This is a genomic window from Collinsella aerofaciens (assembly GCF_902501475.1).
Classification (GTDB): domain Bacteria; phylum Actinomycetota; class Coriobacteriia; order Coriobacteriales; family Coriobacteriaceae; genus Collinsella; species Collinsella aerofaciens_AL.
The window spans coordinates 34553-58261 of the sequence record NZ_CABWIF010000005.1 but is presented as its reverse complement, the minus strand read 5'-3'; the positions used below and the strand labels follow the sequence as shown (position 1 = coordinate 58261).

The following is a 23709-nucleotide window of genomic DNA, read 5'->3' as shown; positions in this document are numbered from 1 at the left end:
GCGGCAGCTACAGTCGTAAGGCGAGAAGCGCCACATGCATCTCAATCCCAATCGATAAGACGCGAGGCGCGCTTTATTATCATCAGCTTTAATACCTGAAGACCGAGGACGAAGGGGCCCGATGGGTTTCCCTCTGAATGCATTCCGCAGCACGAAGCCCCCTTATCCGCAGCTCCGAAGGAGCAGGATAAGGGGGCTTCAAGTGCGAGGACGCATTCAGAGGGAAACCCATCGGGCCCCGGTGAGAGCCACAGGGCTATCGATTACCCCGTGTTCTGCAGTCCTGCCGAGACACCGGTCACAGTCGAAAGGATCAGGCTCATGTACTCGGCCTTCTTCTCCTCGGCCATCTCGTCCTGGTTCATACGCACCTCGCGAAGGGCGCGGACCTGGGCGATGGACAGGGCGTCGACGTAGGGGTTGCGCACGCGGACAGCGCAGCCGAGCACGCGGCGACGCTGCAGCGGCCACTCGTCACCGACGATGGCAAGGACCCACTTACGGGTGAGCTGCATCTCGGTAAAGACCTTCTTGGACAGGTCATCGCGGTCGCCCAGGTGCAGATACATCTTGGCGATGCGCTGGTCGGTCTTGGCGATCGACATCTCGATGTTGTCGATAAAGGTGCGGAAGAACGGCCACTCCTGGTAGGCAGCCTTAAGCTGGTCCAGATCGCCAAACTGCTCGCAGGCGGTGCCCAGGCCGTACCAAGCGGCCAGATTGATGCGCGCCTGGCTCCAGCTGAAGATCCACGGAATGGTACGCAGGTCGTCGAGCGACTTGGCGCCCAGGCCGCGCTTGGCGGGACGCGAGCCGATCGGCAGCAAGCCGACCTCGGTCAGCGGCGTCACGGTCGAGAACCACGGTGTAAAGTCCTCGGTGTTCAGCAGGTCCAGATAGCGCTCGTGGCTTGCGGCGTTGAGCTTCTCGGCCATATCCCAGAACTTCTGCGTGGTCTCGGTGTTGGTCTTCTCGACACTCGGGGCCGACTGCAAAAGCGTTGCAGCGGCAACGGACTCAACATGGCGCTGAGCCAGCGTGCGGTTGCCGTAACGGGCAAAGATGACCTCGCCCTGCTCGGTGAGCTTAAAGAAGCAGTTGACCGAACCCTTGGGCTGCGCCAGCACGGCCTTGTTGGCCGGGCCGCCGCCACGGCCCACGGCACCGCCGCGACCGTGCATGAGCACCAGATCGATATCGTTCTTCTCGGCCCACTTGGCAATGCGCTCCTGTGCGGAGTGCAGCGCGAGCATGGCCGTGGTAGGACCGGCGTCCTTGGAGGAGTCGGAGTAGCCCAGCATGACCTCCATGCGACGGTTGGTCTGGGCAAGGCGCTTTTGCACCACGGGCAGCGTGAGCATCTGGTCGAGCACGTCAACGCAGCCCTCGAGGTCCTCGAGCTGCTCGAACAGCGGGATCACGTCGAGCTCGGGGACATCCTCCTCGTGTGCAAAGGACAGGTGGGCAAGCTCAAAGACGTCGGCCACATGCTGGGCGCTCTTGGTGAACGAGATGATGTAGCGGTGCGCCATCTTCTTGCCGTAGCGCTTTTGGATGGAACCGATGGCGCGGAAGGTATCGATGACCTCGCGCGTCATGGGCTGCAGGTCGCCATGGATACCGTTCTCGTGGATATCCTTGAGGGCGCGGGCATGCACCACGGAGTGCTGACGGAACTCCATCTCGACCATATGGAAGCCGAAGGACTCGACCTGCCAGATGATGGTTTGGACCGGGCCGTAGGCAGCACGGACGGCACCGCAGGCAGCCAGCGAACGCTGGACGACGCGCAAGTCCTCCAGGAACTCATCGGCGCTGTGGTACATGGTGTCGGTGATACGACGGACGGTGGCGTTCAGGCGGTCGGCCATGACGAGCATGACGGCGCGATGCGGCTCGTGCTCGGAGATCAGCTCGGCGCGGGCCGTGTACCGAGGGCTCATCTCGACCTGATGGTTCCACAGGTTAATGAGCTCGGCCGACGGCTTGCTGTAGGTAGCCTCGAGCGTGAGGTTGCGGCCGATGTGGCGGCACTTGTCCTCGAGCTTGAGCACCATGTGCGTAAAGTACTTGGCGGCGACCTCACGGCTCACCTTGGCGGTGACGTTGGGGTTACCGTCGCGGTCGGAACCGATCCAGCTGCCGGGATGGAAGAACGCCGGGCACAGCGGCGGCACAGTACCGGCCTTGTCGCCCAGCACCCAATCGTCAAAACGACGATAGATAACGGGGATAACGTCGAACAGCGTGTTATCGAAGATGTCGATGATGGTATCGGCTTCCTCGACCGGCGTGGGCTTCTTGAGCGCGATGGGGCTCGTACGCACCAGGGCGTCGATCTCCTGCAGCATATGGCGCTCGTTCTCCACCAGGTCGGAGCCGCCCAGACGCGGACGCTCCTCCAGCAGGTTGGAGATACGGCGGATCTTGCCCTCGACGGCCTTACGACGGGCCTCGGTGGGATGTGCGGTAAAGACAGGGTGGAACTCGAGCTTGTCGAGCAGCTCGTTGGCACCCTCGACACCCAGCTCATTCACCAGCTGGTGATAGGCAACGGTAAGCTCGTTGGCAGGATCGACCTCGGTATCGGTCGACGCACCGGCCTCGCGCTCGCGCAGCTGCGCCACACGGTAGTTCTCCTCCGACAAGTTTGCCAGATGGAAAAAGCTCGTAAAGGCGCGGACAATGACCTGCTGCTTATCGAGCGGCAGGCTGTCGATCAAATCGACGACCTCACGAAATGCCACGGCAGTGGGCTCGTCGGCGGTGGGCACGCCCTGCTCGTCAACGGCTTCGTCGGCAGCGCAGGTACCGGGGTTGCCGGCATTGACCACAATCTCGGCTGTCAAAATCTTGTCGAACAGGTCCGCGATCTCGGGATCATACTCGCTAAGCACACGGCGCTCCAGGCGCAAGAACAGCGCCAGATTGTCGCGCAGCTCCTCGGGGATCTCGATCTCGGCGAGACGCTCCCTGGACTCGGCATTCGAGCCGATTCGGTTAACGAGGCGGTTGACCACGGCAGCGACGCGCGCCGCGGCTTCGGGTACAGACTGGTTGCTTAGGTTCTCAGCCACGTTTCCTCCCATTCCTCCTTCTATGCACGTAACATGCGGTATTCATTATAGGCGCTTGAGAAATACTTTCGACACTGATTGCGCTTTACCACACAAAAGTATTTTCTGCATTGCAAAGGTTTTTGCCCTAAATGGTCGTATTTCTCGGTGGGCGGCATACGTAAACGGGGGCATTCCGCATAAAAGCGAAACACCCCCGTAACAATCGCCCGCAATGAGCTGAACTTTTTAGTGAGTCCACAGCTCAAAAATCATGCGCTACAGGCGCTCGCGAACCGCCTCGACCACGTTGGCCAGATCGACGAGGACCTCGTCATGGCTCTGCATGTCGCGTACCTTGACCTTGCCGGCGGCGAGCTCGTCGCCGCCCAGGACTAGGATGAGCTTAGCGCCCACCTTGTCGGCCTGCTTAAACTGAGCCTTGAGCGAACGACCCTGGTAGTCGGCCTCGGTCACGATACCTGCAGCGCGAAGCTCCTGCGTAATGGCAAAAACGTTCTGGCGCAACTCCTTGCCGGCGTTGGCGACGTAGACACACGGGGTCTCATCGGCGCCCAGGTCACTGCCAAAAGCCTGCAGGGCCAGCAGGGCGCGCTCAAAGCCGACAGCAAAGCCGACGCCGGCCGTAGGCTTGCCACCCTCGAGCTCGACCAGGCCGTCGTAGCGACCGCCGCCACCGATGGAGCCGACACCGGCGCCGGGGGCCTCGACCTCAAAAACGGTGCGGGTGTAGTAGTCCAGGCCGCGCACCAAGGTGGGATCCTCGACATACTCGATGCCGGCGGCATCCAGATAACGCTTGACCTGCTCGTAGTGCTCGCGGCACTCGTCGCACAGGTTGTCGCCCATCAGCGGGGCCTCGGCCATGATCTCGCGGCAGTGGTCGTTCTTGCAGTCGAAGGCGCGCAGCGGGTTAAGTTCGGCGCGCTCGCGGCACTCGTCGCACATCTCGTCGGCGTGATCGAGAATGAACTGCTTGACCTGCTCGCGATAGGCCGGACGGCACTGGGCATCGCCCATCGAGTTAATGAGCAGACGAAGCTTGGAAAGATCGAAGCCCAGGCGCTTGTAGAACTCCATGAGCATAATGATGCACTCGGCGTCTGCCGCCGGATCGGGAGCACCGAGCCACTCGATGCCCACCTGGTGGAACTGACGCAGACGACCCTTCTGGGGACGCTCGCCGCGGAACATGGCCTCGGCGTAGTAAGCCTTAAACGGCGTGGAGCCCTGGGGCACCAGATTGTTCTCGACGACGGCGCGCACCACGCCGGCCGTGCCCTCGGGGCGAAGTGCCAGGCGCTGCTTGGGCTTGAGTTTGGTGTCGGTGCCCTCGGTAAAGACGCGCTCCAGGTTGGCACCGCTGAACACGCGGAACATTTCCTTGCGCACGACGTCGGTCGACTGGCCGATACCGTGGACAAACACGTCCACCTGCTCGATTGCGGGCGTCTCGATGGGTTTAAAACCAAACGGCTCGAACACGCCGGCCGCAATCTGCTGCATCTTTTGCCAGGCGCGCATCTCGGCGCCGATAAGGTCGCGGGTTCCCTCCGCCTTCTGTGCCTGCATGGGCAAACACCTTTCTTTTGTATCGCGTCATAGGTAACGGTCATTATACGGCACAAACACAAACAGCGGCGGCGCGTCTGACCGAACGAGGGTATGGGGACTCGTTCGGCCAGACGCGCCGCCGCTGTTTGTGATCCCTTTTCCTCCGTCCCCTTCGGATCACGTGATCCCTTGGGGACGGAGGAATAGGGATCATTTCGTAGGCCCGTGGCCGCCTTGGAAACCGAATGATGGTACGAGCATCCATTCGGCTTCCAAGGCGGCCACGGACAGAACGGGACGAACAGAAAAGAGCGACGGACGCCTACTCCCCCGCCACGCTCGCGCGCAGCTTGGCGGCGATGGGCTCGGATACCAGCAGGAACACGAGCATGACCACGGAGCACGCCAAGCACACGATCCAGGTGCTCGCAAAGGAGCCCGTGGCATCGAACAGCACGCCCGAGACGATGGCGCCCACGGTGCCCAAGATTGCCTTGAAAGACAAGGGCATAGGCCTTACGGCCATGCCCGCAGGCTTGAAAGGCAAGGTTGGATGCTACCGGTGGTCGGCGATATAGCCCAAAGCGACGGCGGTATAAGCCGCAGCACCGAGCGGCAGCTCGGCATCGTTAAAACGTGCCTTGGGATGGTGCTGGGCAAAGTGTTCGTCCGTGTCGGTTACGGCCGCGCCCACGGTAAAGTACGCACTCGGAATCTCGCTCGAGATAAGCGCGAAGTCCTCACTCGCCATGGTATGGAAAAGCGGCAAGAAAGCCGACTTGGGCAGCACTGCGCCCACGTAGCCAAGCGACGCCTGAGTCATATCGCTGTCGAGTGCAAGCGGCGGAACATCCGAAAGCGTCTCGATGGTCGCCGGCGTACGATATGTTGTGGCAACGCCGTTAACGACCTCCGCGATGCGGGTCTTGAGGTGCTCCATGAGCTCAACATCGAAGCCGCGCAGCGTTCCCTCGAGCACGCAGGTGTCGGGGATGACGTTGGCCGCCAAGCCGCCAGCAAACTTACCAACGGTAAGTGCGACTTCCTTGGCCGCCGGCACCTCGCGGGCGATAAGCTCCTGGAGCGCCAGGTGCACATGGACGCCGGCCGCGATGGGGTCGATGCAGATCTCGGGGCTCGAGCCATGGCCACCCTTGCCCTGAAGCGTGATGCGAAAACCGTACACGCCCGAGAGCGCCGGGCTGCCGTAGAGCACCAGGCCAAGCGGCGACTGGCTATTGACATGCATGGCAAAAGCCGCCTGAGGACGCGGGTCCTCGAGCAAGCCGTCGGCGATGGCGGCGCGGGCACCCTCAAAGGTTTCCTCGCCCGGCTGGAACAGCAACTTAACCGTGGCGTTGGCGTCGACAAGCTCGGACTCGCGGGCCTTGAGCAGGCGCGCCGCACCAAGCAGCGCCGTCGCGTGCATATCGTGTCCGCATGCGTGCATGCAGCCGTTCGTAGAGGCGAAAGGCTCGCCTGACTCTTCGGCAACGGGCAGGGCATCCATGTCGCCACGCAGCATAACGACCGTACCGGCCTGTTCGTCCGTGCAGACGCCATTGCCCTGGGCCGCGGCGGCACCGGCGCCGACAAGGCCCACAACACAGGAACCATCGACGAGCGTGGCAAATGGGATATCCATCTCGGTCAGGCGCGCTTGAATATACGCAGAGGTCTGCGGGAGGCTATTACCCAGCTCGGGCATCTGGTGTAGATCGTGTCGCCACGCAGCGAGCTCGTCTGCAAAAGCCTGAGCTTCTGCAACAAGACCGTCACCGATAGCGGCCTGCGCCGCCGCGGTGGCCTTGGGCGCTGATTGCGGTTGAAGATCGGACAGTGCTGGTGCCATAGATGCCCCCCAGTAACGTTTTTGCAGCAAGCACTTTGATAGCGTAAAGTGCAAGGTATTACTTTAAGGGTGACGCATAAAAAATGCCGCCCCAGGAGGGCGGCGCAACAAGTTGTTTACAATTGCGGGCGCGGCTTTTTGCGCAAAAAATCGAAGTGAGTCTCGCTCAAGATAATCGACAGGAAGATAAGCACGAAGCCGGCGAGCAGGCGCGAGGTGAGCGCCTCCCCCATCAGCAGCACCGAGAACAGCACGCCCGAAGGCGACTCCATCGAAAGGAGCAGTGAGCCCGTCGAGGCCGAGACATGCGCCAGGCCGACGTTTTGGATGAGCAGAGCCGCGCATGTGCAACCAACCGAGAGAAACGCCATCGCGCTGATAAAGCTCGGCGTCCACACGGACAGAGGCGCTTGGGTCTCGAATAGCAGCGACGTTGCCAGGCTCAGCACGCCGTTGCCCACAAACATCCAAAACGTGATGACGTTGATGTCCATTTTGCGACCGTACTTGGCAGTCACCGCCATCTGGATGGCGAAAAAGACCGCACCCGCCAGCGTAATGACATCACCGATGTTGAATTCAACGCTATCGAGCGCCACCAAGCCAATGCCCGCCAAGCACAGCAGCGCCGCGCCCAGGTTATAGCGGGTGAGTTTTTCGCCGCTCAGAAAATAGCTCGCGAACGGCACAACGATGCAATACGTGCCCGTCAAAAAAGCATTCTTGCCCGCCGTGGTGTGCGCCAGACCGACTGTCTGCAGGGCGTAGGCGGCCCACATAAGTGCGCCCATGCCAAGTCCGACGATAAGGTTGCGGGCGTTGAGGTGCGCGATGATGCGCTTGTGGAAGATGAAAAACATGACCAACGCCGCAGGCAGAAAGCGCACGTAGAGCAGTTCGAACACCGGAATGGTGTCGAGCGCGTCCTTCATGGTCGTAAAGGAGTAGCCCCAGACGACTGCCACCGAAAGCAGCAGGACTTTCCAGAACAGCGGCGAGCGAGCGCCGGCGCCGCGGGAGGTGCCGCCCGCGCCCAGGTCCTCGCGAGCAACAGGGCTATCGGGCATCATTTCGATATTGTCAGTGGCATGCTGGGCCATAGGGCATCCTCGCGCTCAATCTGGGCGTGGTGTCCGCACGCGCATGGCTGCGTGCCGCCTCATGGTCAAATAAAAGCAGGGCGCACCGGACCCCCGGCACGCCCCGCTACTGTAGCAACAACCAAGCAGCCCACGCAATCCAGCCCACTAAAGCGTTTTGTTCCGCCGTTCTACCGAACGGCGGACCGGCCGACGCTGCGCGAGCCGCATTCACGCCAATCTGACGTTCAATTTCAAGGGCGCGACCAGAAGGTCAGCGCCCTTTCATTTCACGTCACCTTGGCGCAAATGCGGCTCGCTCGCTGGCATTAGTGCTACATCAGCGTTAACGTTGCCGCACTAAATTAGCTTTGTCGATTCCAGCTTTTCGATGACCCAGTCGTTGGCTTTGATGACTGGGCGGCGGAAGACGACGCCCAGGGCCAGCGACGGAATCAGATAGCTCGCCAGAATGCCCAGCTCAACCCAGTACTCCATATGGTAGGCGCCAGCCATGGCGGCATGCATGGCGTTAATGCCATGGGTAAACGGCAGGAACGGATAGATCGCCTGGAACACAGGGCCGGTCATCTCGATGGGGAACGTACCGCCCGAACCGCCGACCTGCATGACCAGCAGCACAACGGCCAAAGCCTTGCCGATATCGCCAAACGAAACCGTAAGCGTGTAGACGATATTGGAGAACACGAGACTCGCGACCCAGCCCGCCAGCACAAACTGCAGCGGGTTGTCGCACTGAATGCCAAAGAACAGGATGTCGCCCGCGCACACGAGCGTTGCCTGCAGCAGGGCCAGACCGCCAAAGAACAGGTAGCGGCCCAGGTAGATCTCGTGCAAGCGCACGGGGATTAACTCATTGATGAGTTCGTCGTCAACCGACACCTTCATCATGGCCGCCAGCACGATCGAGCCGACCCAGAGCGACAGAATCGTGTAGAACGGCGCCATGGCCGAGCCGTAGTTGCGGATCGGATAGACCGGCTTGCGATCGAGCGCGACGGGACCGGAAAGCGACACGGCCAAACCCTCGGGATCATTGCCAATCATCGTCTTGATCGTGGCCAGATCGTCCGACATAAGGGCGCCGTCGAGCTCATCCTTAAAGGCACTGATCTTATCGGACGCTTCACCCAGCTGATCGGAAGCCTTGTTGACCAGCTTTGCAGCCTTGGAGAGGCCCTTTGCCAGCGAACCGGATGCGTCGGTCAGGCCGTCTACGGCGCTATCCAGATCGCCCGAGATGCCATCCAGCGAGTCCAGGATGCCTGAAACCGTCTTCTTGAGCTCCTTTGCCTTGACCGAGAACGTGGAGTCGTAGTCGGACTTGGCGCCCGAAATGCCCGCCTTGGCATCGGCGATGGCCTGGTCGACTTCGGCACGCAAGTTGTTGACCTCGGCCATGCTATCGGAGAGAGACTTCGCGGTAGCCGCCAGATCCTTGGCATTGTTGCGGTACTCAACGGCGATTCTGCCCAGCGACGTCGCGGCGGACTTGAGGCCGTCCTTCAAATTCTCATCGCTCACCTGGTCGGCAAGGCTGCGGAGCTGATCGGCCATCGCATCGATATCCTTGGCGCGCGCATTGAGGGCCGCAGCGGCATCGTTGAGTTGGGACACCGTAAGGTCGACATGCTGGTTTGCGGTGTCGAACGCCTTCGCGAGCTCGGCAGACACATTGTCGAACGAACCCGCACTTCCATCGATTGCGGCATCGATGGCATCGTTTGCCGCCTTAAGCGCTTCTTTGGAATCATCGATGCCGCTTTTGGCATGTTCCATGAGCTGCTTTGTCGACTCATCGACGGCACCGGTCTGCTTGAGCATGCCGCTCGCCGACGTCAGCGAATCGGACGTGGAGCTCAAAATGCCCGCCAGCGACGAAGCATTTGCCTGAACGTCTCGCAGGTCCTCAATCGAATCGCCAAGCGTCGAGGACAGGTTGGCGATAAAGTTGCTGACCTGGTCGGTGCTCATGTAATCGAGCAGGCTGGACACCGTCTTAAGACCGATGCTCGTAATGGTCTCGGTAAAAGATTCGTTAACCTGGTTCTGAACGGCGCTCGAACCCTTCTCGGTCACGATCTGCGCGATGGCGTTGGCCTTCTGGTTCTCGTAAAACTCGATATCGGCGTGTTTCACGTCGGTCGAGAAAAGCGTCATCATGTCAGCGCTAAACGTTTTGGGGATAACGACGGCAGCATAGTACGCGCCCGACTTAACGCCCTCGATAGCCTTTTCGCGATTGTTGAGCACAACCCAATCGAAGCTCTCGTTGCCGCGTAGGGTGGCGGTCACGTTTTCGCCCACGTTAACCTCGACGGGGATCAAATCGCTCTCGTAACCCTCATCGGTGTTGACCACGGCGATCTTAAGATTGCCGGTGTTGCCGTACGGATCCCAGCTGCCGGCGATGTTAAACCACGCGTACAGACACGGTACGATAATGAGGCCCATCACGACAACCAAGCCGATCACGGAGCGAGACACGTTTTGGACATCGCGCTTAAACAGATGCAGGATGTTCTTCATTTATGCCTCACCTCCTTTGGAGTGCTTGCCAAGCGCGGTGGTATCTCCATCATTTGTGGCTGTGCTGTCGCTGCCCTGAGATTTATGGTGCGAGCCGATATGCGGCAAGCGGCCCGTGGACTGATCGCCGCCCTTGGCACCACGCTCGCTGGCGTTGAGGCCAAACATGTGGCGGGCGGCAGGAATGGCGGCCGTGTGTTCGCGCATCTCGCGACGCAGGTCCTCATCCGAAAGCGCCGAGATGCGCATCTGGGTATTGAGGCTCGCTCGGATATATTCGATATTGATAAGCCAGCCGCAGATGGCAATAACCGAGATGATCCAAATGACAAGCAGGATGATCTTGCCGTTATTGTCGATATCGAGAACCGTCGACAGGACAAAGAGCAGGACCTGAACGCCCACCACGGCGGCAAAACCGCCCTTGATGTAGTACGGGTAGCGATGTTCAAAGGCGACCGCATGATCGAGCAGTTCGCGACGGTACGAATCGGAATCGAGCATGACGCGCATGGCCGTGCGCAGCGAGTAGCGCTGGCGCGGCAGGTCGTTGGACTCGCAAATCATCATACCGGTCGTGGAGAGCTGTTTATCAAAGAGCAGGTTAAGGTTGAGCAGCAGCGGACGCAGCTGCAGGCCGATAAAGAGCGCCACGATCAAGAACACGCCCAGAATGCACAGGTTAAACAGGTAGTTGAACGAATACATGCCGCCGACCGTCTCGCGCAGCAGATTGATGCCGTAGGTAAAGGGCAGCAGCGGGTGCAGCCACTGGAAGAAGCCGGGCATCATCTCGATGGGGTACATGCCCGACGAACCCGGGATCTGCACGATGACGAGAATGACGCCGATAGCCTTGCCGATATGCTTAAACGTGGTGGACAGCGCATAGATGATATTGACGTAGGTGAACGAAATGGCGATGCCGCCCAGCACGAACAGCAGCGGGCTGACGCACTGCACGCCAATCACCAGATCGCCTACCGTAACGATGATGGCCTGCAACGCGCCCAGGATCACCATGAGCAACCAGCGGCCAAAGTAGCCTTGGCGCGCCGTAAAGCTGCCAACACCTTCACGGTCGACCTCGAGCTTGTAAATGGCGATGAGCACATAGCCGCCCACCCAAAGCGCCAGATTGGTGTAGAAGGGAGCGATGCCCGAGCCAAAGCTCTTGACCGGATAGATCGACTTGGACGTCAGCTCGACCGGAGAGGCCATGAAATCTGCCACGTCATTGACATCGACGCCCATCAGATCGGCCAGCTCGCCCATGGACTCGGAGGTCTGCAGCGCCGCGATGTCATTGGCGGCGGTTGCAAACTTGTCCTGGACCTTGGCAAGCGAGGAATCGGTCTGGGACAGCGTGGTCTTGGCCTGGCCGAGCGTAGCGCTAAGCTGCGCCAACGTGCCGCGCGCATTTGCAAGTGTAGGTGTCATACCCGAGACGATACCGGTCAGGTCGCCCGAAACGGCAGCAAAAGAGTCGAGCGCGCTCGAGGCCTTCGGCAGCGCGTTTTGGCCCAAGTCCGTCTGGGCTTGGCCAAGGTTGGTCGCACCGGTATGAATTGCGTTATTGATAGCGTCACTGGCACCCGAAACAGCCGCTGCGTCATTCGCCATGGCGCTCGACTGCGCGGACAGACCGTCCTTGATGCTCTGAAGCTTTTCATTCTGCTCTCGAAGCAAATCGATGGTCGATACAATGCGCGCGTCAATTTCCTCGGAACCTGTCGACGTGTCATTGGCGAGAATCTCCAAGTGCCCGATAACGGCCTTATTGTGGTCGATCGTCGCTTGAAGAGACTCGAGCGAGTTGTCGATACGGGTGGTCGTAGATGTGACCGCGCCCGTCAGCTTGCCGATGGCAGCGTTCGCAGAGGCCGACGTCTTGGTGAGCGCAAGGCTGCCTTCCGAGAGCGCCTTGGAGAGCGAGGTGATGGAGTTGCCCGCCGTGGTGCGAGCTTCGCTCAGCAGGTCGTTGCCCTGGGAGATCGCCTGCGTCAGCGACGGTGCCTGGCCTTGCAAGCCGGCAAGTGCCGCATCAGCCGAGGCGATAGCGCCACTCGTCTTATCGATGGCGGCATTCATATCGCCAATCGAATCGCGCACCTCGCCCAAGGTATCGGATGCCTCGGAGACAGAACTTGCCAGCGAGTCCTGAGTCTGGGTTGCCTTGTCCCTTAAATCGACACCGGCATCCTTGGCGATACCGGCAACAGTCTTGCCTACCGTAGAGACAAATTCCGAGTTGATCTGCTCCTCGATGGTGTTTGCACCGGTATCGGTAACCTTGGGCGCAATGGCGCTCTTCTTCTCATTGACGTAGTACGTGAGCTTGGGCTGATGGTAGTTGCCGTCGAGCATCGAAACCAGGTTATCCGAGAAGTTCTTGGGAATCACGATAGCGGCATAGTACTCGCCGCTCTCGACGCCCTCCTTGGCATCGGCCGTCGAGTCGACGAACGTCCAGCCCAACTGATGATTCTCCTTGAGCTGGTCGACCACTTTGTCGCCAGCGTTGAGCTCACCCACCAAGTCGTTTTGGGTGCCTCGATCGTTGTTGGCGATAGCAATCTTGATGCCTTGGGTGTTTCCATACGGATCCCAGTTTGCCACGATGTTATACCAGGCATACAGCGAGGGAATAACGCACACGCCTAGGGTAACCACCAGGGCGACGGGGTTCACAAGCAGTCGCTTAATGTCGCGCTTAAATATCGCAAAGGACACCTTTGCATTGGATAGTTTGCTGCCGAGACTCACGCTTGGACCATCCATCCTGTCGTTAAATCGAATCGTACTATCGACAACCATTGTACGTAGGCGCTTTAGCATCTCAGAGCACAATGGTATTGAGTTTTGCGGGTAGCAATATACTACGAAGATGAGTTAACGTACAGATGTACAGTATCCTAAATTTCAGCAGGTCACAAAACCACAACCCGCACAAATTAGCAATTCAAATAGTCATCGGGGACGTTCTTAAATGACTAGTCAAACAAGAACGTCCCCAATGACTACTTAGGACCACGGCAACGTCGATGTTTTGGCAATGCCAGCGAGCGGGCGCCAGAGCGAACAAATTGGCATGAAAAGAGGACGGCATAGACCTTCTGGTCATGCCGTCCTCTTTGAATGACAAGTTGTCGCTCTGGCGCCCGCGCAGCGTCGACTGGTCCGCCGTTCGTTAGAACGGCGGAACTGAGGGCAGCGTCGAGCCGCTACGCGGTTCGTAGAACCGCGTAACTACCTAACTACATCAAGTTGCAAACAGATGCCGCGAAGGCAACGGGGTCCTCGGGGAGGATGCCCTCGACCAGCAGAGCCTGGTCATAGAGCAGACCGGAGTATTGCTTGATCTTGTCGGTGTCGCCTGCCTTCTGAGCAGCGACGAGCTTGGCAAAGACCGGGTGCTTGGCGTTGAGCTCGAGCACGCGCTGACTCTTGGGCATGCCGTCGGGCGCGCCCTCGGGTCCCTTCTGGAGCACCTTCTCCATCTCGAGCGAAAGTGGGCCCTCGGTGGTGATGCAAGCGGGGGCATCGGTCAGGCGCGCGGAGACGGCAACTTTCTCGACCTTGTCACCGAGCGCCTCCTTCATAGCGCTGAAGAGGTCCTCGTTTTCCTTGGTGGCGTCCTCGGCCTCCTTTTTCTCGTCCTCGGTCGCCAGGTCAAGATCACCGGTCGCGACGTTCTTGAGCTCCAGATGACGATCCTCGACCTCGGGCTCGGCACCGTCGGCCACAGCCTTCTCGGCAGCCTCGCGGGCAGCATCGTCCTCGTAGATCTTGGGCATATCGGCGGCAACGTACTCACGCATAGCCTGGAACGTGAACTCATCCACATCCTGCGTCAGCAGCAGCACGTCATAGCCGCGGTCGAGCACGCCCTTTACCACGGGCATCTTGGCCAAGCGCTCGCGCGAGTCGCCGGCGGCGTAGTAGATGGCCTTCTGATCCTCGGGCATGCCCTTGGCATACTCGGCCAGGGTAATCATCTTCTGTTCCTTGGCAGACCAGAACAGCAACAGGTCGGCGAGCTCATCGGCCTTCATGCCATAGCTCGAGTAGATGCCGTACTTAAGACCGCGGCCAAAGTTCTCAAAGAACTTCTCGTAGGCCTCGCGGTCGTTGTCACGCATATCCTCAAGGTCGGCGGTAATCTTCTTCTCCACGCGCTTGGCGATGGCCTTGAGCTGACGGTTCTGCTGCAGCGTCTCACGCGAGATGTTGAGCGACACGTCGGCGGAATCCACGACGCCGCGGACAAAGTTGTAGTAGTCGGGCAGCAGGTCGTCGCACTTCTCCATGATCAGGACATTGGAGCTGTAGAGCGCCAGACCCTTCTCGTAATCCTTGCTGTACAGATCGAACGGCGCGCGGCCCGGCACAAACAGCAGGGCGTCATACTCGAGCGTGCCCTCGGCATGGAAGCTGATGGTGCGCGCAGGATCGTCAAAGTCGTGGAACGTGGACTTGTAGAACTCGTCGTAGTCCTTCTGCTCGACATCGGAGCTGCGCTTCTTCCAGATCGGTGTCATGGAATTGACGGTCTCGAGCTCCTGGTAGTCCTCGTACTCGGGCTTGTAATCGTCGCCGGCGTCCTCGGGCTTGGGTTTCTGGCGGCTCTTGGACACCATCATCTGAATCGGGTAGCGCACATAGTTGCTGTACTGCTGAATCAGGCTCTTGAGACCCCACTCGGTCAGGAAGCGATCGTAGGTCTCGGCCTCGCCGTCGGCATCGAGCTTCTCGTTCTCGCGCAGCGTCAGGATGACATCGGTACCGTGCTCGGCGCGCTCGCCGTCCTCGATGGTGTAGCCCTCAAGACCGTCGGATTCCCACACATGGGCGACATCCTCGCCGTAGGCGCGGCTGACGACCTTCACATGGCTGGCGACCATAAAAGCCGAGTAGAAGCCCACGCCAAACTGACCGATGATGTCGACATCGGAGCCCTGCTGCTCGGCGTTCTCGGTCTTAAACTCCTCGGAGCCGGAATGGGCGATGGTGCCCAGATTGCGCTCCAGCTCCTCGGCGGTCATGCCAATGCCGTTATCCGAGATGGTAATGGTGCGGGCGTCTTTATCAAAGGAGACGCGAATGGCCAGGTCGCCCTGGTCGATCTTGACGCTCGGGTCCTGCAGGCTCTTAAAGTTGAGCTTGTCGACGGCGTCGCTCGCGTTAGAGATAAGCTCGCGCAGGAAGATTTCTTTATTGGTGTAGATGGAGTTGATCATGAGGTCGAGCAGTTTTTTGCTCTCGGTCTTAAATTGACGCATGTGCAGTCCTTTCGCGCTACCCCTGTCCGCAAAAACGGCCCGGTCGCCCGAGCCGCATCGCAGACCTGCTATGTTCAGACTTAGATTTTATAACCCATTAACGCGCATATATACATACGGAATCGAAAAACTGTATGTCCGAGCGCTCCAATGCGTCAATTGCCAAGGAGTGTCCCCAACTGCCGGCAGAAAAGGAACGTCCCTATCTGCCATCTACGCGCTTGGCCATCCAGACATGGGGCTGGCCCTCGTCTTCGTAATCTACCGGGGCAATTTGCGTGTAGCCCGCCTTTACATAGAGCGGCAGCACGTATTCCTGCGCATGCAGCTTAATAAGCTTGGCGCCGGCATCACGCGCGGCGGCATCACTGGCCTCGACAATCTTGCTCGCCAAACCGCGACGGCGCATGCTCGGCAGCACAGCCACGCGCCCCATAATGTAGGTCTCCCCCGCCGCAACGCCTTCGTCCATGTCGCATGCCGGCAACACCGGGGCCTCTGCGTCAGCCACGCGCTCAAGCTCTTCGGGAAACACGCGCGAGCAACCGGCAAGCTCGCCGTCTACATAGAGCGTCACATGAATGCAGTTCGGATCCTCGTCGATAGCGTCGAACTCATTCTCGTAGCCCTGCTCGTCCATAAAAACGACGCGGCGCACCAACGCCGCGTCATCAAAGCATCCCGTCTTAAGTTGGATATCCATGGCTGCCCTTTCATTCAATGCGAACGTTAGGGACAGATATTAGCGAAAATGAGCTCCGCGCACGCTAAACTTCGCACGAGCCTTCGCCAAGCAGTCGTAATGACCCACGTTATGGGCATCGCTCGCGATGAAGCTGTACAGGTTCTGATCGAACAGGCGCTGTGCCGGCTTTTTCTCGCGACCAAAGCGACCGCCGGCAATAAAGTCCGCCGAAGCCTGCAGCTTGCAGCCCATATCGACCAGGCGCTCCGCCACGCTTACATCCTTTTGAACCGCACGATAGCGCTCAGGATGAGCGATGATCACCTGGTAGCCACGGCACTGCAAATCGTAAATCGTGTTCTCGTACTCTCTAAACGCATACGCATCGGCATGCGTCGAAAGCTCGAGCAGAAACTCGTTGGTTCCATCGAAATGCAAGTGCTCCGCGGCATCGATACCAAGCTCAACGAGCTTTCGATGGTTGACCTCGAAGCCCATCTGGAGCGGAAAACCGTCAGCGTTATCACGCAGCAGCTCAAAGGCATCCCACATCTTGTCGTAATCAAAATAGGGATCACGGCAGTGAGGAGTGCAAACGATCCTGGTTACACCGGCCCGCTTGGCAGCCTCGAGCATCGCCAAGCTCTCATCGAGATCGGCGGCGCCGTCGTCTACACCCGGCAAGATATGGCAATGAATGTCACGCATAGGTCAGCCTTAATCAACTAAACGTTTGCTCGGTTGGTGAAGATGCCCTTTTTGGAAGTCCCCTGATCGTCGGAGCCCTTCTTCACCTTCTTACCGTCCTTGGTGTAGTAGGAGTAGTAGTACTCGCTGGTCTCGGTCTCGCAGTAGTTCATGACGGTACCGATGAGCTTGACCTTTTCGGACTTCTTAAGCTGGCCGATAGCGTTGAGTGCCTCCTCGCGCTTGGTGAAGTCCTCGCGCACCACGAACAGCGTACCGTCGGTCAGGCTGGCAATCTCGGCAGCATCGATGAAGGTGCCGACCGGGGGAGCATCGAAGATGACGTACTGGAACTTGGCGGACAGTGCCTTTACCAACTTGGCAAAGCGGTGAGAGACGATGATGTCGGCAGGATTGGGAATATGCGGCTCGGCATCGAGGAAGTAGAAGTTCTTCTGACCCGTCTCGACAATTGCCTGGTCAATGGAGATCTGCTCGGAAAGGACCGCATAGAGTCCGCCGCGCGAACGAACGCCGAGCATATCGGAAAGAGACCTGCGGCGCATATCGGAAAGAGACCTGCGGCGCATATCGGCCTCGACCAGGAGCACGGACTTGCCGCTCGTGGCGATTGCCTGAGCAAGGTTAATGGAAACCGTAGACTTGCCCTCGTTGGGAATCGAGGACGTGACGGTAATGGTACGAATGGGGTCGTCCACGCTCGCAAAGCGGATGTTGGCCAGAAGGGTCTTGGCGGCATTCTGTACAACGAGCTTATCGGTGTTCTTTGCCTTAGCCATGCCTATTTACCACCTTTCATAGCCGGAATTCGGCCAACAACGGGAATGCCCAGGAGCTCTTCTGCCTCTTCGGCACCGCGGATGCGGGTATTGAGCATGTCTGCCAAAACGACATAGGCAACTGCGATAAAGATACCGGCGAGGAACGCGACAGCAACGTACAGCGTGCGCTTGGGGCCGCTGGGGACTTCGGGAGTCTTAGCCTCGTCGATAACGTTGATGCTCTGGGCAGCGCCGACGTTCTGAGCGACCGTGCTCACCGAGCTGGCCATGGCCTTTGCGACCTTAGCCGTCTCCTTGGCATCGGTGCCGGTAACCGAAAGCGTAATGACACGCGTGGTGGTCTCGGAGGAAACAGACACCTTGTAGTCATCCAGATCGGTGAGGCCCAGTTCCTTGGCGGCGCCGCTCTTAACGCTATCGCTATCCAGCAGCGTGGCGATATCGTTGGAAAGCATCTGGCTCGCCGAGAGATCGTTGTAGCTCATCTGACCGCTATCGTCGGTCTTGGCGAGAATGTACATGCTCGTCGTCGCGGTATAGGTGTTGTCCATCGCAACGAAGGACACGATGCCCATGGCGATCGCGCAGACCACCGGAAGGGTGATGACCAGCTTGAGGTGCTTCTTCAGCAGCTGGAACAGTTCGAGAAGGGTCATGCAGCTTGCCTTTCATTTCCCCAGTTCGGATTGACAAAACTGTCCGTATGTTATCGCATCTTTTTACCGAGACCAAACTCTATACATAAGAAACAGGCTCTCCTGTAAAAATGTCGGAAGCAATCGTAAAATTGCACAACAACGCCGCACCCGAAAGTCAAATGCGGCGTCTACATCAATATCTATGTTGTATCGCTATGCGAATGGCTCGTCCTGCTGTATGGGAAACGTCACCGTAATGGTGGTTCCCACGCCCAACTCGCTCGACAGATCGAGCATGGCGTGATGATACAGGGCCGCATGCTTGACAATGGCAAGCCCCAGACCGGTTCCGCCGCGCGCCTTGGACCTACTCTTGTCCACGCGATAGAACCGCTCAAATACCTTGCCCTGTTCTTCAGGCGCGATACCGATTCCCGTGTCGGCGACCGCGAGGAACGGATGGCCTTCGTCGTTGGTGCCGCACTGCAGCGTAACCGTACCGCCGGGTCGATTGTAGCGGATGGCGTTGCTTGCCAGATTATAGATGAGCTCGTCAATCAAGCGCGACACGCCCTCGATGACCACAGGCTTGGTCTCATGACTTATCGTCACATTCGCCTGACGGGCGACCTGTTCAAGACGTTGCTCAACCGCGTAGATGGCACGCGAGAGCTCAATAGGCTCCGTGGACCCAATGGGCACCGCCTCGCCCTCAGTTGCACGCTCGGCCTCGTCCAAGTTAGACAGCGTAAGGATGTCGTTGACAAGCGCCGCCAAACGGCCCGCCTCACGATAGATGCGACCGCCAAAGTTGCGCAGGTCGTCCTCGCCCTCGACCATGCCGTTTGCAATGAGCTCGGCATAGCCCGAAATCGCCGTAAGCGGCGTCTTGAGCTCATGGGTGATATTCGCCGTGAACTCGCGGCGCATACGGTCGTTGTCCGCCAGCACCGCCATTTGGCGCTTGAGTTCCTGGCGCTGCGACTCGATACGCTCAAGCATGGGGACCATCTCGGCATAGGCGTGCTCATAGCTACGGCGTGGGTGGTCCAAATCCACCTCTTGCAACGGCGCGATGATGGCACGGGACTCGCGGCGCGCCATAAAAAACGAGAGTACTGCGCCCGCTGCTGCGATAAGCAGCATCGGCGCCACCATCGACAGCAAAATCGCCGCAACGCCAGGCTGGGCCTGCGCCAAGCGGACAACCTGGCCGTTATCAAGGGCGACGGCGCGATACAGCATAATCTCGTCGAGCGTAGAGCTTGCGCGCTCCGCGGAACCCGAACCATTCTCAAAGGCCTCGATGACCTCGGGGCGATCGCAGTGGTTGGGCAGTGTGGAAGGCGACGCCTCGTTGTCGTAGGCAACCGATCCATCCTTGTTAATCAGCGTGATGCGCAAGTCCTCGCGATCGAGGCTACGCAAGAACGGGATGGGCTCCTGCTGCTCGTCGAGGGCGGCAGCAATGAGCTCGGTTTCCTGCGCCAGGTTGGCACTCGTGGCATCCGCCAAGGTGTTTTGCACAAAGAACGCACCCAGCACCGTAAACGCCACGATAACCGCCATGGCGCAGACAAAGATCGTCACAAAAACGCGGTGGGACAGCGTATGTTTTCCCTGGGGGGCGAAGACCACGGGTTACTCCTCCGATGCGGTGGCCGCGGTGTCGTCACCTTCGGCACCATCACCGGCAGAAGGCTCGGCCAAGCGGTAGCCCACGCCGCGCACGGTCTCGATGGCGCTGGCATGCTCGCCCAGTTTTTGGCGAAGCGTCTGCACGTGCACGTCAACGGTGCGCGAACCGCCGTCGAAGTCCCAGCCCCACACGCTCTGCAGCAACGACTCGCGGGTAAAGACCACGCCGGGCTTGCGCATGAGGTACTCGAGCAGGTCGAACTCGCGCAGGGTGAGCTTAAGCGACTCGCCGGCAACGGTCACCTCGCGATGGCTGGGCGAGAGCACGATGTCGCCCACGCTGAGCACATCGCTCGCCTGCTTGACCATGCCGCCGCGACGCAGCAGTGCGCGGCAGCGGCTCGCAAGCTCCATGAGCGAGAAGGGTTTAGTCAGGTAATCGTCGGCACCGCCATCGAGCGCCATCACCTTGTCGAGCTCGGTGTCCTTGGCGGTAAGCATCATGATGGGCACCGTCGCCGTCAGGCGGTCGGCGCGCAGGCGGCGCATAATCGCCAAACCATCGGTATCGGGCAGCATGATATCGAGCAGCACAGCATCGGGCACCCGTCGCGCCACGGCGGCCTTAAACTCGCCGTCGCACGAAAAGCCCTCGGCCTCGATTCCCTGCTTGCGCAGCGCATAGACCGTCAGATCCCTGATGTTGTCATCGTCCTCGACGTAATAGATCATGTTGAACCCCTTTGCGGCCGACATGACCGCATCTTAATCCTAAAGGCGCCTGTACTAGATGGTATCAGCCAAAACGGCCCGTCAAATAATCCGCCGTGCGCGGATCGATCGGGTTTTTGAAGAGCTGGGCAGTGGGCGCATGCTCCACCAGCTCGCCCAGCAAAAAGAACGCGACCGAGTCGGAGATGCGCGCAGCCTGCTGCATGTTGTGCGTAACGACCACCAGCGTGCAGGTCTCCCTGAGCTCGCAGGCCAGCTGCTCCACCACCAGCGTCGATACGGGATCGAGCGCCGAGGTCGGTTCGTCCATCAGCAGAATGTCGGGCTGCACGGCAAGTGCGCGGGCGATGCACAGGCGCTGCTGTTGTCCACCCGAAAGACCCAGGCCCGACTCTTTGAGCTTGTCCTTGACCTCGTCCCACAGGGCAGCACGACGCAGGGCGTCTTCGACCAGCTCGTCGAGCACGGCGCGATCGCGCACACCCATACCGCGCGGCCCATAGGCGACGTTGTCGTAGATGCTCATGGGAAACGGGTTGGGGCGCTGAAACACCATGCCCACGCGCTGGCGCAAACGGCAGATGTCGTAATCGCCCAGGATATCTTGACCATCAAGCGCAATCTTGCCCTCGATGCGGCAATCCTTGATGCCGTCGTTCATGCGGTTAAAGCAGCGCAGCAACGTGGACTTGCCGCAGCCCGAAGGCCCGATAAACGAGGTGATCTGCTTGTCGCGGATCTTGATATTCACGTCCTTGAGCGCATGATGGTCGCCATAGAACAGGTCGAGGCCCTCGACGTCGATGCGCGTCGGCGAGGCGGCAAAATCCTCTGCCGTGGGGCGAGTCGCATCCCCAACCTCGCGCTCGTGCGCGGCCTCGGCCTGCGCTTTCATGAGTTCTTCAAGCTCCGTGGGCTCCACAGCCGCAGCAGCCGTCATACCGCATACCTCCACATCAATATCAATTCAGCAGTATCGATAGTAGAAATCGCGGCTCATATGCACGTGAGCGCATTGTCAAGTGTTTGTAAGGGCACGCTGGCTATGCGGCGGGCAGCTCGATGGTGAATATCGTGTGTTCGGGCGTCGATTCACATGCAACGGTACCGCCGTGTGCCGCGATGATCTCCTTGGCGATGGCAAGCCCCAGTCCAGCGCCGCCGCGATTGGTCGCACGCGCCACATCCAGGCGATAGAACTTCTCAAAGATCACCTTGAGCCTTGCTTCAGGGATGGGATCGCCCTGATTGATAAAGCGCACGCGCACGCCGCCATCGTCTTGGCGTCTGGCCTCGATCGTGATGGTCGAGCCCTCATAGCTATAGGCAATAGCGTTTTTCATGATGTTGTTGAACACGCGAGCCATTTTGTCGCCATCCACGAGCACCGTCAGGTCCTCGCGAATATCAACTTGGGCTTCCTTATGCTGCTCGTTGAGGATGGGATAGAACTCGTCAGCCACCTGAGCCAGCAGCAACCCCAGATCAACATAGCCGCGCGTGAGCACGATATCGTGGAAGTCAAAGCGCGTGATATCGAAGAACTCTTCGATGAGCGCATCGAGCCGGTGCGCCTTGTCGAGCGCCACGCCCGTAAAGTACGCACGTTGCTCAACCGGCAGCTCAGGAGCCTCTTGCAGCAGCGAAAGATAGCCCACTACGCTCGCAAGCGGGGTGCGTAGGTCATGTGCCAAGTACGTAACCAGATCGTCCTTGCGATGCGACTCGTCACGCAGAGCTTGCTGCACCTTGCGATCACGGTCACGCACGCGGTTAAGGGCGCCCTCGACCTCCAAGAAGTCGCCGTCGATGTTGTCCCAGGTGTCGGGGTGATCGATCAGGCGATCTTGAATACGAGCGGCCAGCACACAATCGGCATGCTGCTCGCCCTGTTCGTAGCCCTGGTAGTACAGGGCACGGCCGCACAAGAACAGCACGCACGCGGCAAGCGCCAGCACAAAGCCAAGCATGTTGAATACAAAGCCGGCATCGAACAGCACCGGCCCTTCAATGCCGCCGAGCGCCATGGCGCCAATCGCCAACGTCATGGCCCACGCGGCGCCGCCAATCACCACGCAGCGGCGCACGATCTCAAATCGATCGATCAGCAAAAAGCCAACAAGCAGCACCGCCAAGATTCCGACGATGTTGTCGATGCCAATCAGCAGCAGGCTCAGCAAAAAGAGCAGCACCGTTGCAAGCGCACGGTTGTCGACGACCGACCTCACGTAATCAAAGAGCCGATCGGGTACCTCGAATGCCTGCCTATCGTCTTTTGTCATATCAAGATCCTCACAAGCGAAAAGCGTTATTCGATGATGTAGCCGACGCCCCAGACGTTTTTGATAAAGCGCGGCTTTTGTGCGTCGTCGCCAATCTTTTCGCGCAAGTGGCGAATGTGCACCATCACCGTATTGTTGGAGCCGGGCATAAAGTCCTCGTTCCATACCGCGCGGAACAGGTCCTCCACGCCCACCACGCTGCCGCGATGCTCGACCAGATACAGCAAGATTGAATACTCGGTGGGTGTGAGGCGTACCGGTGCACCGTCCACCGTTACGGAACGAGCATCGCGGTTGATCTCCAAGCCGTCGAGCTGGAGGGTCGGCGACTCGGCCGCCTGTGCGCGGCTACCGTAGCTGGTGTAGCGGCGAAGCTGAGCGTGCACGCGCGCGATGAGCTCCAGAGGACGAAACGGCTTAACCACGTAATCGTCCGCGCCAAGCGAAAGGCCCTCGATCTTGTCTTGCTGGGCATCGCGCGCCGTCAGCATGATCACAGGATAGGTATGGCTGGAACGGATCGTACGCAGCAGCTCAAACCCATCGATATCGGGCAGCATGACATCCAGCAGCGCCAGATCGAACTCCTGCTCCAAGATTGCCTTGGCAGCATCGGCCCCGCTATAGGCAATCTGGACATCAAAGCCCTCTTTTGTAAGGTAGATACCAACCAAGTCGGCGATGGCCTTTTCGTCATCAACTACCAAAATGCGCTCGTTCATGCGTGCTCCTCTCGCGCTCCATTATGCCCGAGGGGGCGCCCGTCACACACAACAAGCGTGGGTGATTAAGTCGGCCTTAAGCACCCTTGTGCCCGTTCGGGCGCGGATGTGGGCCACGCACGCACGCG

General features: G+C 59.3%; 17 protein-coding genes. All 17 read right to left on the bottom strand.

Annotated elements, in window-relative coordinates; genetic code table 11:
- Positions 1 to 263 precede the first annotated feature (263 nt).
- The 17 genes from GDJ93_RS01725 to GDJ93_RS01645 all read right to left on the bottom strand — a co-directional run bounded on the left by GDJ93_RS01725 (position 264) and on the right by GDJ93_RS01645 (position 23581).
- On the bottom strand, positions 264 to 3077 hold the full coding sequence (locus GDJ93_RS01725) for a phosphoenolpyruvate carboxylase (RefSeq protein ID WP_370739701.1): 2814 nt from the start codon (positions 3075 to 3077) through the stop codon (positions 264 to 266).
- Positions 3078 to 3335: 258 nt separating this feature from the next.
- Positions 3336 to 4649 (bottom strand): histidine--tRNA ligase, encoded by a 1314-nt coding sequence (gene hisS, locus GDJ93_RS01720; protein ID WP_152067522.1) that lies wholly within the window; start codon positions 4647 to 4649, stop codon positions 3336 to 3338.
- A 304-nt stretch (positions 4650 to 4953) separates the two neighbouring features.
- The gene (locus GDJ93_RS01715) at positions 4954 to 5136 is read right to left on the bottom strand and encodes a hypothetical protein (protein ID WP_193221410.1); all 183 of its coding nucleotides are present in this window, start codon (positions 5134 to 5136) and stop codon (positions 4954 to 4956) included.
- Between the two features lie 51 nt (positions 5137 to 5187).
- Positions 5188 to 6483, bottom strand: coding sequence for a M20 family metallopeptidase (locus GDJ93_RS01710; RefSeq protein ID WP_152067521.1), 1296 nt, complete (start codon positions 6481 to 6483; stop codon positions 5188 to 5190).
- Positions 6484 to 6599: 116 nt separating this feature from the next.
- Positions 6600 to 7583: a DMT family transporter gene (locus GDJ93_RS01705; protein ID WP_152067520.1), complete on the bottom strand. Its 984-nt coding sequence runs from the start codon at positions 7581 to 7583 to the stop codon at positions 6600 to 6602.
- Positions 7584 to 7922: 339 nt separating this feature from the next.
- A complete protein-coding gene (locus tag GDJ93_RS01700) occupies positions 7923 to 10112 on the bottom strand; it encodes a YhgE/Pip domain-containing protein (protein WP_152067519.1) in 2190 nt (729 codons plus the stop codon).
- On the bottom strand, positions 10113 to 12878 hold the full coding sequence (locus tag GDJ93_RS01695; RefSeq protein WP_226812413.1) for a YhgE/Pip domain-containing protein: 2766 nt from the start codon (positions 12876 to 12878) through the stop codon (positions 10113 to 10115).
- A 491-nt stretch (positions 12879 to 13369) separates the two neighbouring features.
- Positions 13370 to 15394, bottom strand: coding sequence for a molecular chaperone HtpG (gene htpG, locus GDJ93_RS01690; RefSeq protein ID WP_152067517.1), 2025 nt, complete (start codon positions 15392 to 15394; stop codon positions 13370 to 13372).
- Between the two features lie 202 nt (positions 15395 to 15596).
- Positions 15597 to 16097: a GNAT family N-acetyltransferase gene (locus GDJ93_RS01685; protein ID WP_152067516.1), complete on the bottom strand. Its 501-nt coding sequence runs from the start codon at positions 16095 to 16097 to the stop codon at positions 15597 to 15599.
- Positions 16098 to 16136: 39 nt separating this feature from the next.
- Positions 16137 to 16787, bottom strand: a complete 651-nt coding sequence (locus GDJ93_RS01680; RefSeq protein WP_022094060.1) for a tyrosine-protein phosphatase — start codon at positions 16785 to 16787, stop codon at positions 16137 to 16139.
- A 17-nt stretch (positions 16788 to 16804) separates the two neighbouring features.
- Entirely contained in the window at positions 16805 to 17566 is a 762-nt protein-coding gene (locus GDJ93_RS01675) for a CpsD/CapB family tyrosine-protein kinase (RefSeq protein ID WP_152067515.1), read from the bottom strand.
- A 2-nt stretch (positions 17567 to 17568) separates the two neighbouring features.
- Complete coding sequence (locus GDJ93_RS01670; protein ID WP_152067514.1) at positions 17569 to 18225, bottom strand: YveK family protein; 657 nt, start codon at positions 18223 to 18225, stop codon at positions 17569 to 17571.
- A gap of 195 nt (positions 18226 to 18420) precedes the next feature.
- Positions 18421 to 19845 carry a sensor histidine kinase gene (locus GDJ93_RS01665; protein ID WP_152067513.1) on the bottom strand — a complete coding sequence of 475 codons (1425 nt, stop codon included), beginning with the start codon at positions 19843 to 19845 and terminating at the stop codon, positions 18421 to 18423.
- 3 nt (positions 19846 to 19848) lie between these two features.
- Positions 19849 to 20577 (bottom strand): response regulator transcription factor, encoded by a 729-nt coding sequence (locus GDJ93_RS01660; protein WP_050766101.1) that lies wholly within the window; start codon positions 20575 to 20577, stop codon positions 19849 to 19851.
- A 64-nt stretch (positions 20578 to 20641) separates the two neighbouring features.
- The gene (gene pstB, locus GDJ93_RS01655; protein ID WP_226812412.1) at positions 20642 to 21517 is read right to left on the bottom strand and encodes a phosphate ABC transporter ATP-binding protein PstB; all 876 of its coding nucleotides are present in this window, start codon (positions 21515 to 21517) and stop codon (positions 20642 to 20644) included.
- Positions 21518 to 21620: 103 nt separating this feature from the next.
- Positions 21621 to 22859 carry a sensor histidine kinase gene (locus GDJ93_RS01650; protein WP_152067512.1) on the bottom strand — a complete coding sequence of 413 codons (1239 nt, stop codon included), beginning with the start codon at positions 22857 to 22859 and terminating at the stop codon, positions 21621 to 21623.
- Positions 22860 to 22885: 26 nt separating this feature from the next.
- Complete coding sequence (locus GDJ93_RS01645) at positions 22886 to 23581, bottom strand: response regulator transcription factor (RefSeq protein ID WP_117770430.1); 696 nt, start codon at positions 23579 to 23581, stop codon at positions 22886 to 22888.
- Positions 23582 to 23709 lie beyond the last annotated feature (128 nt).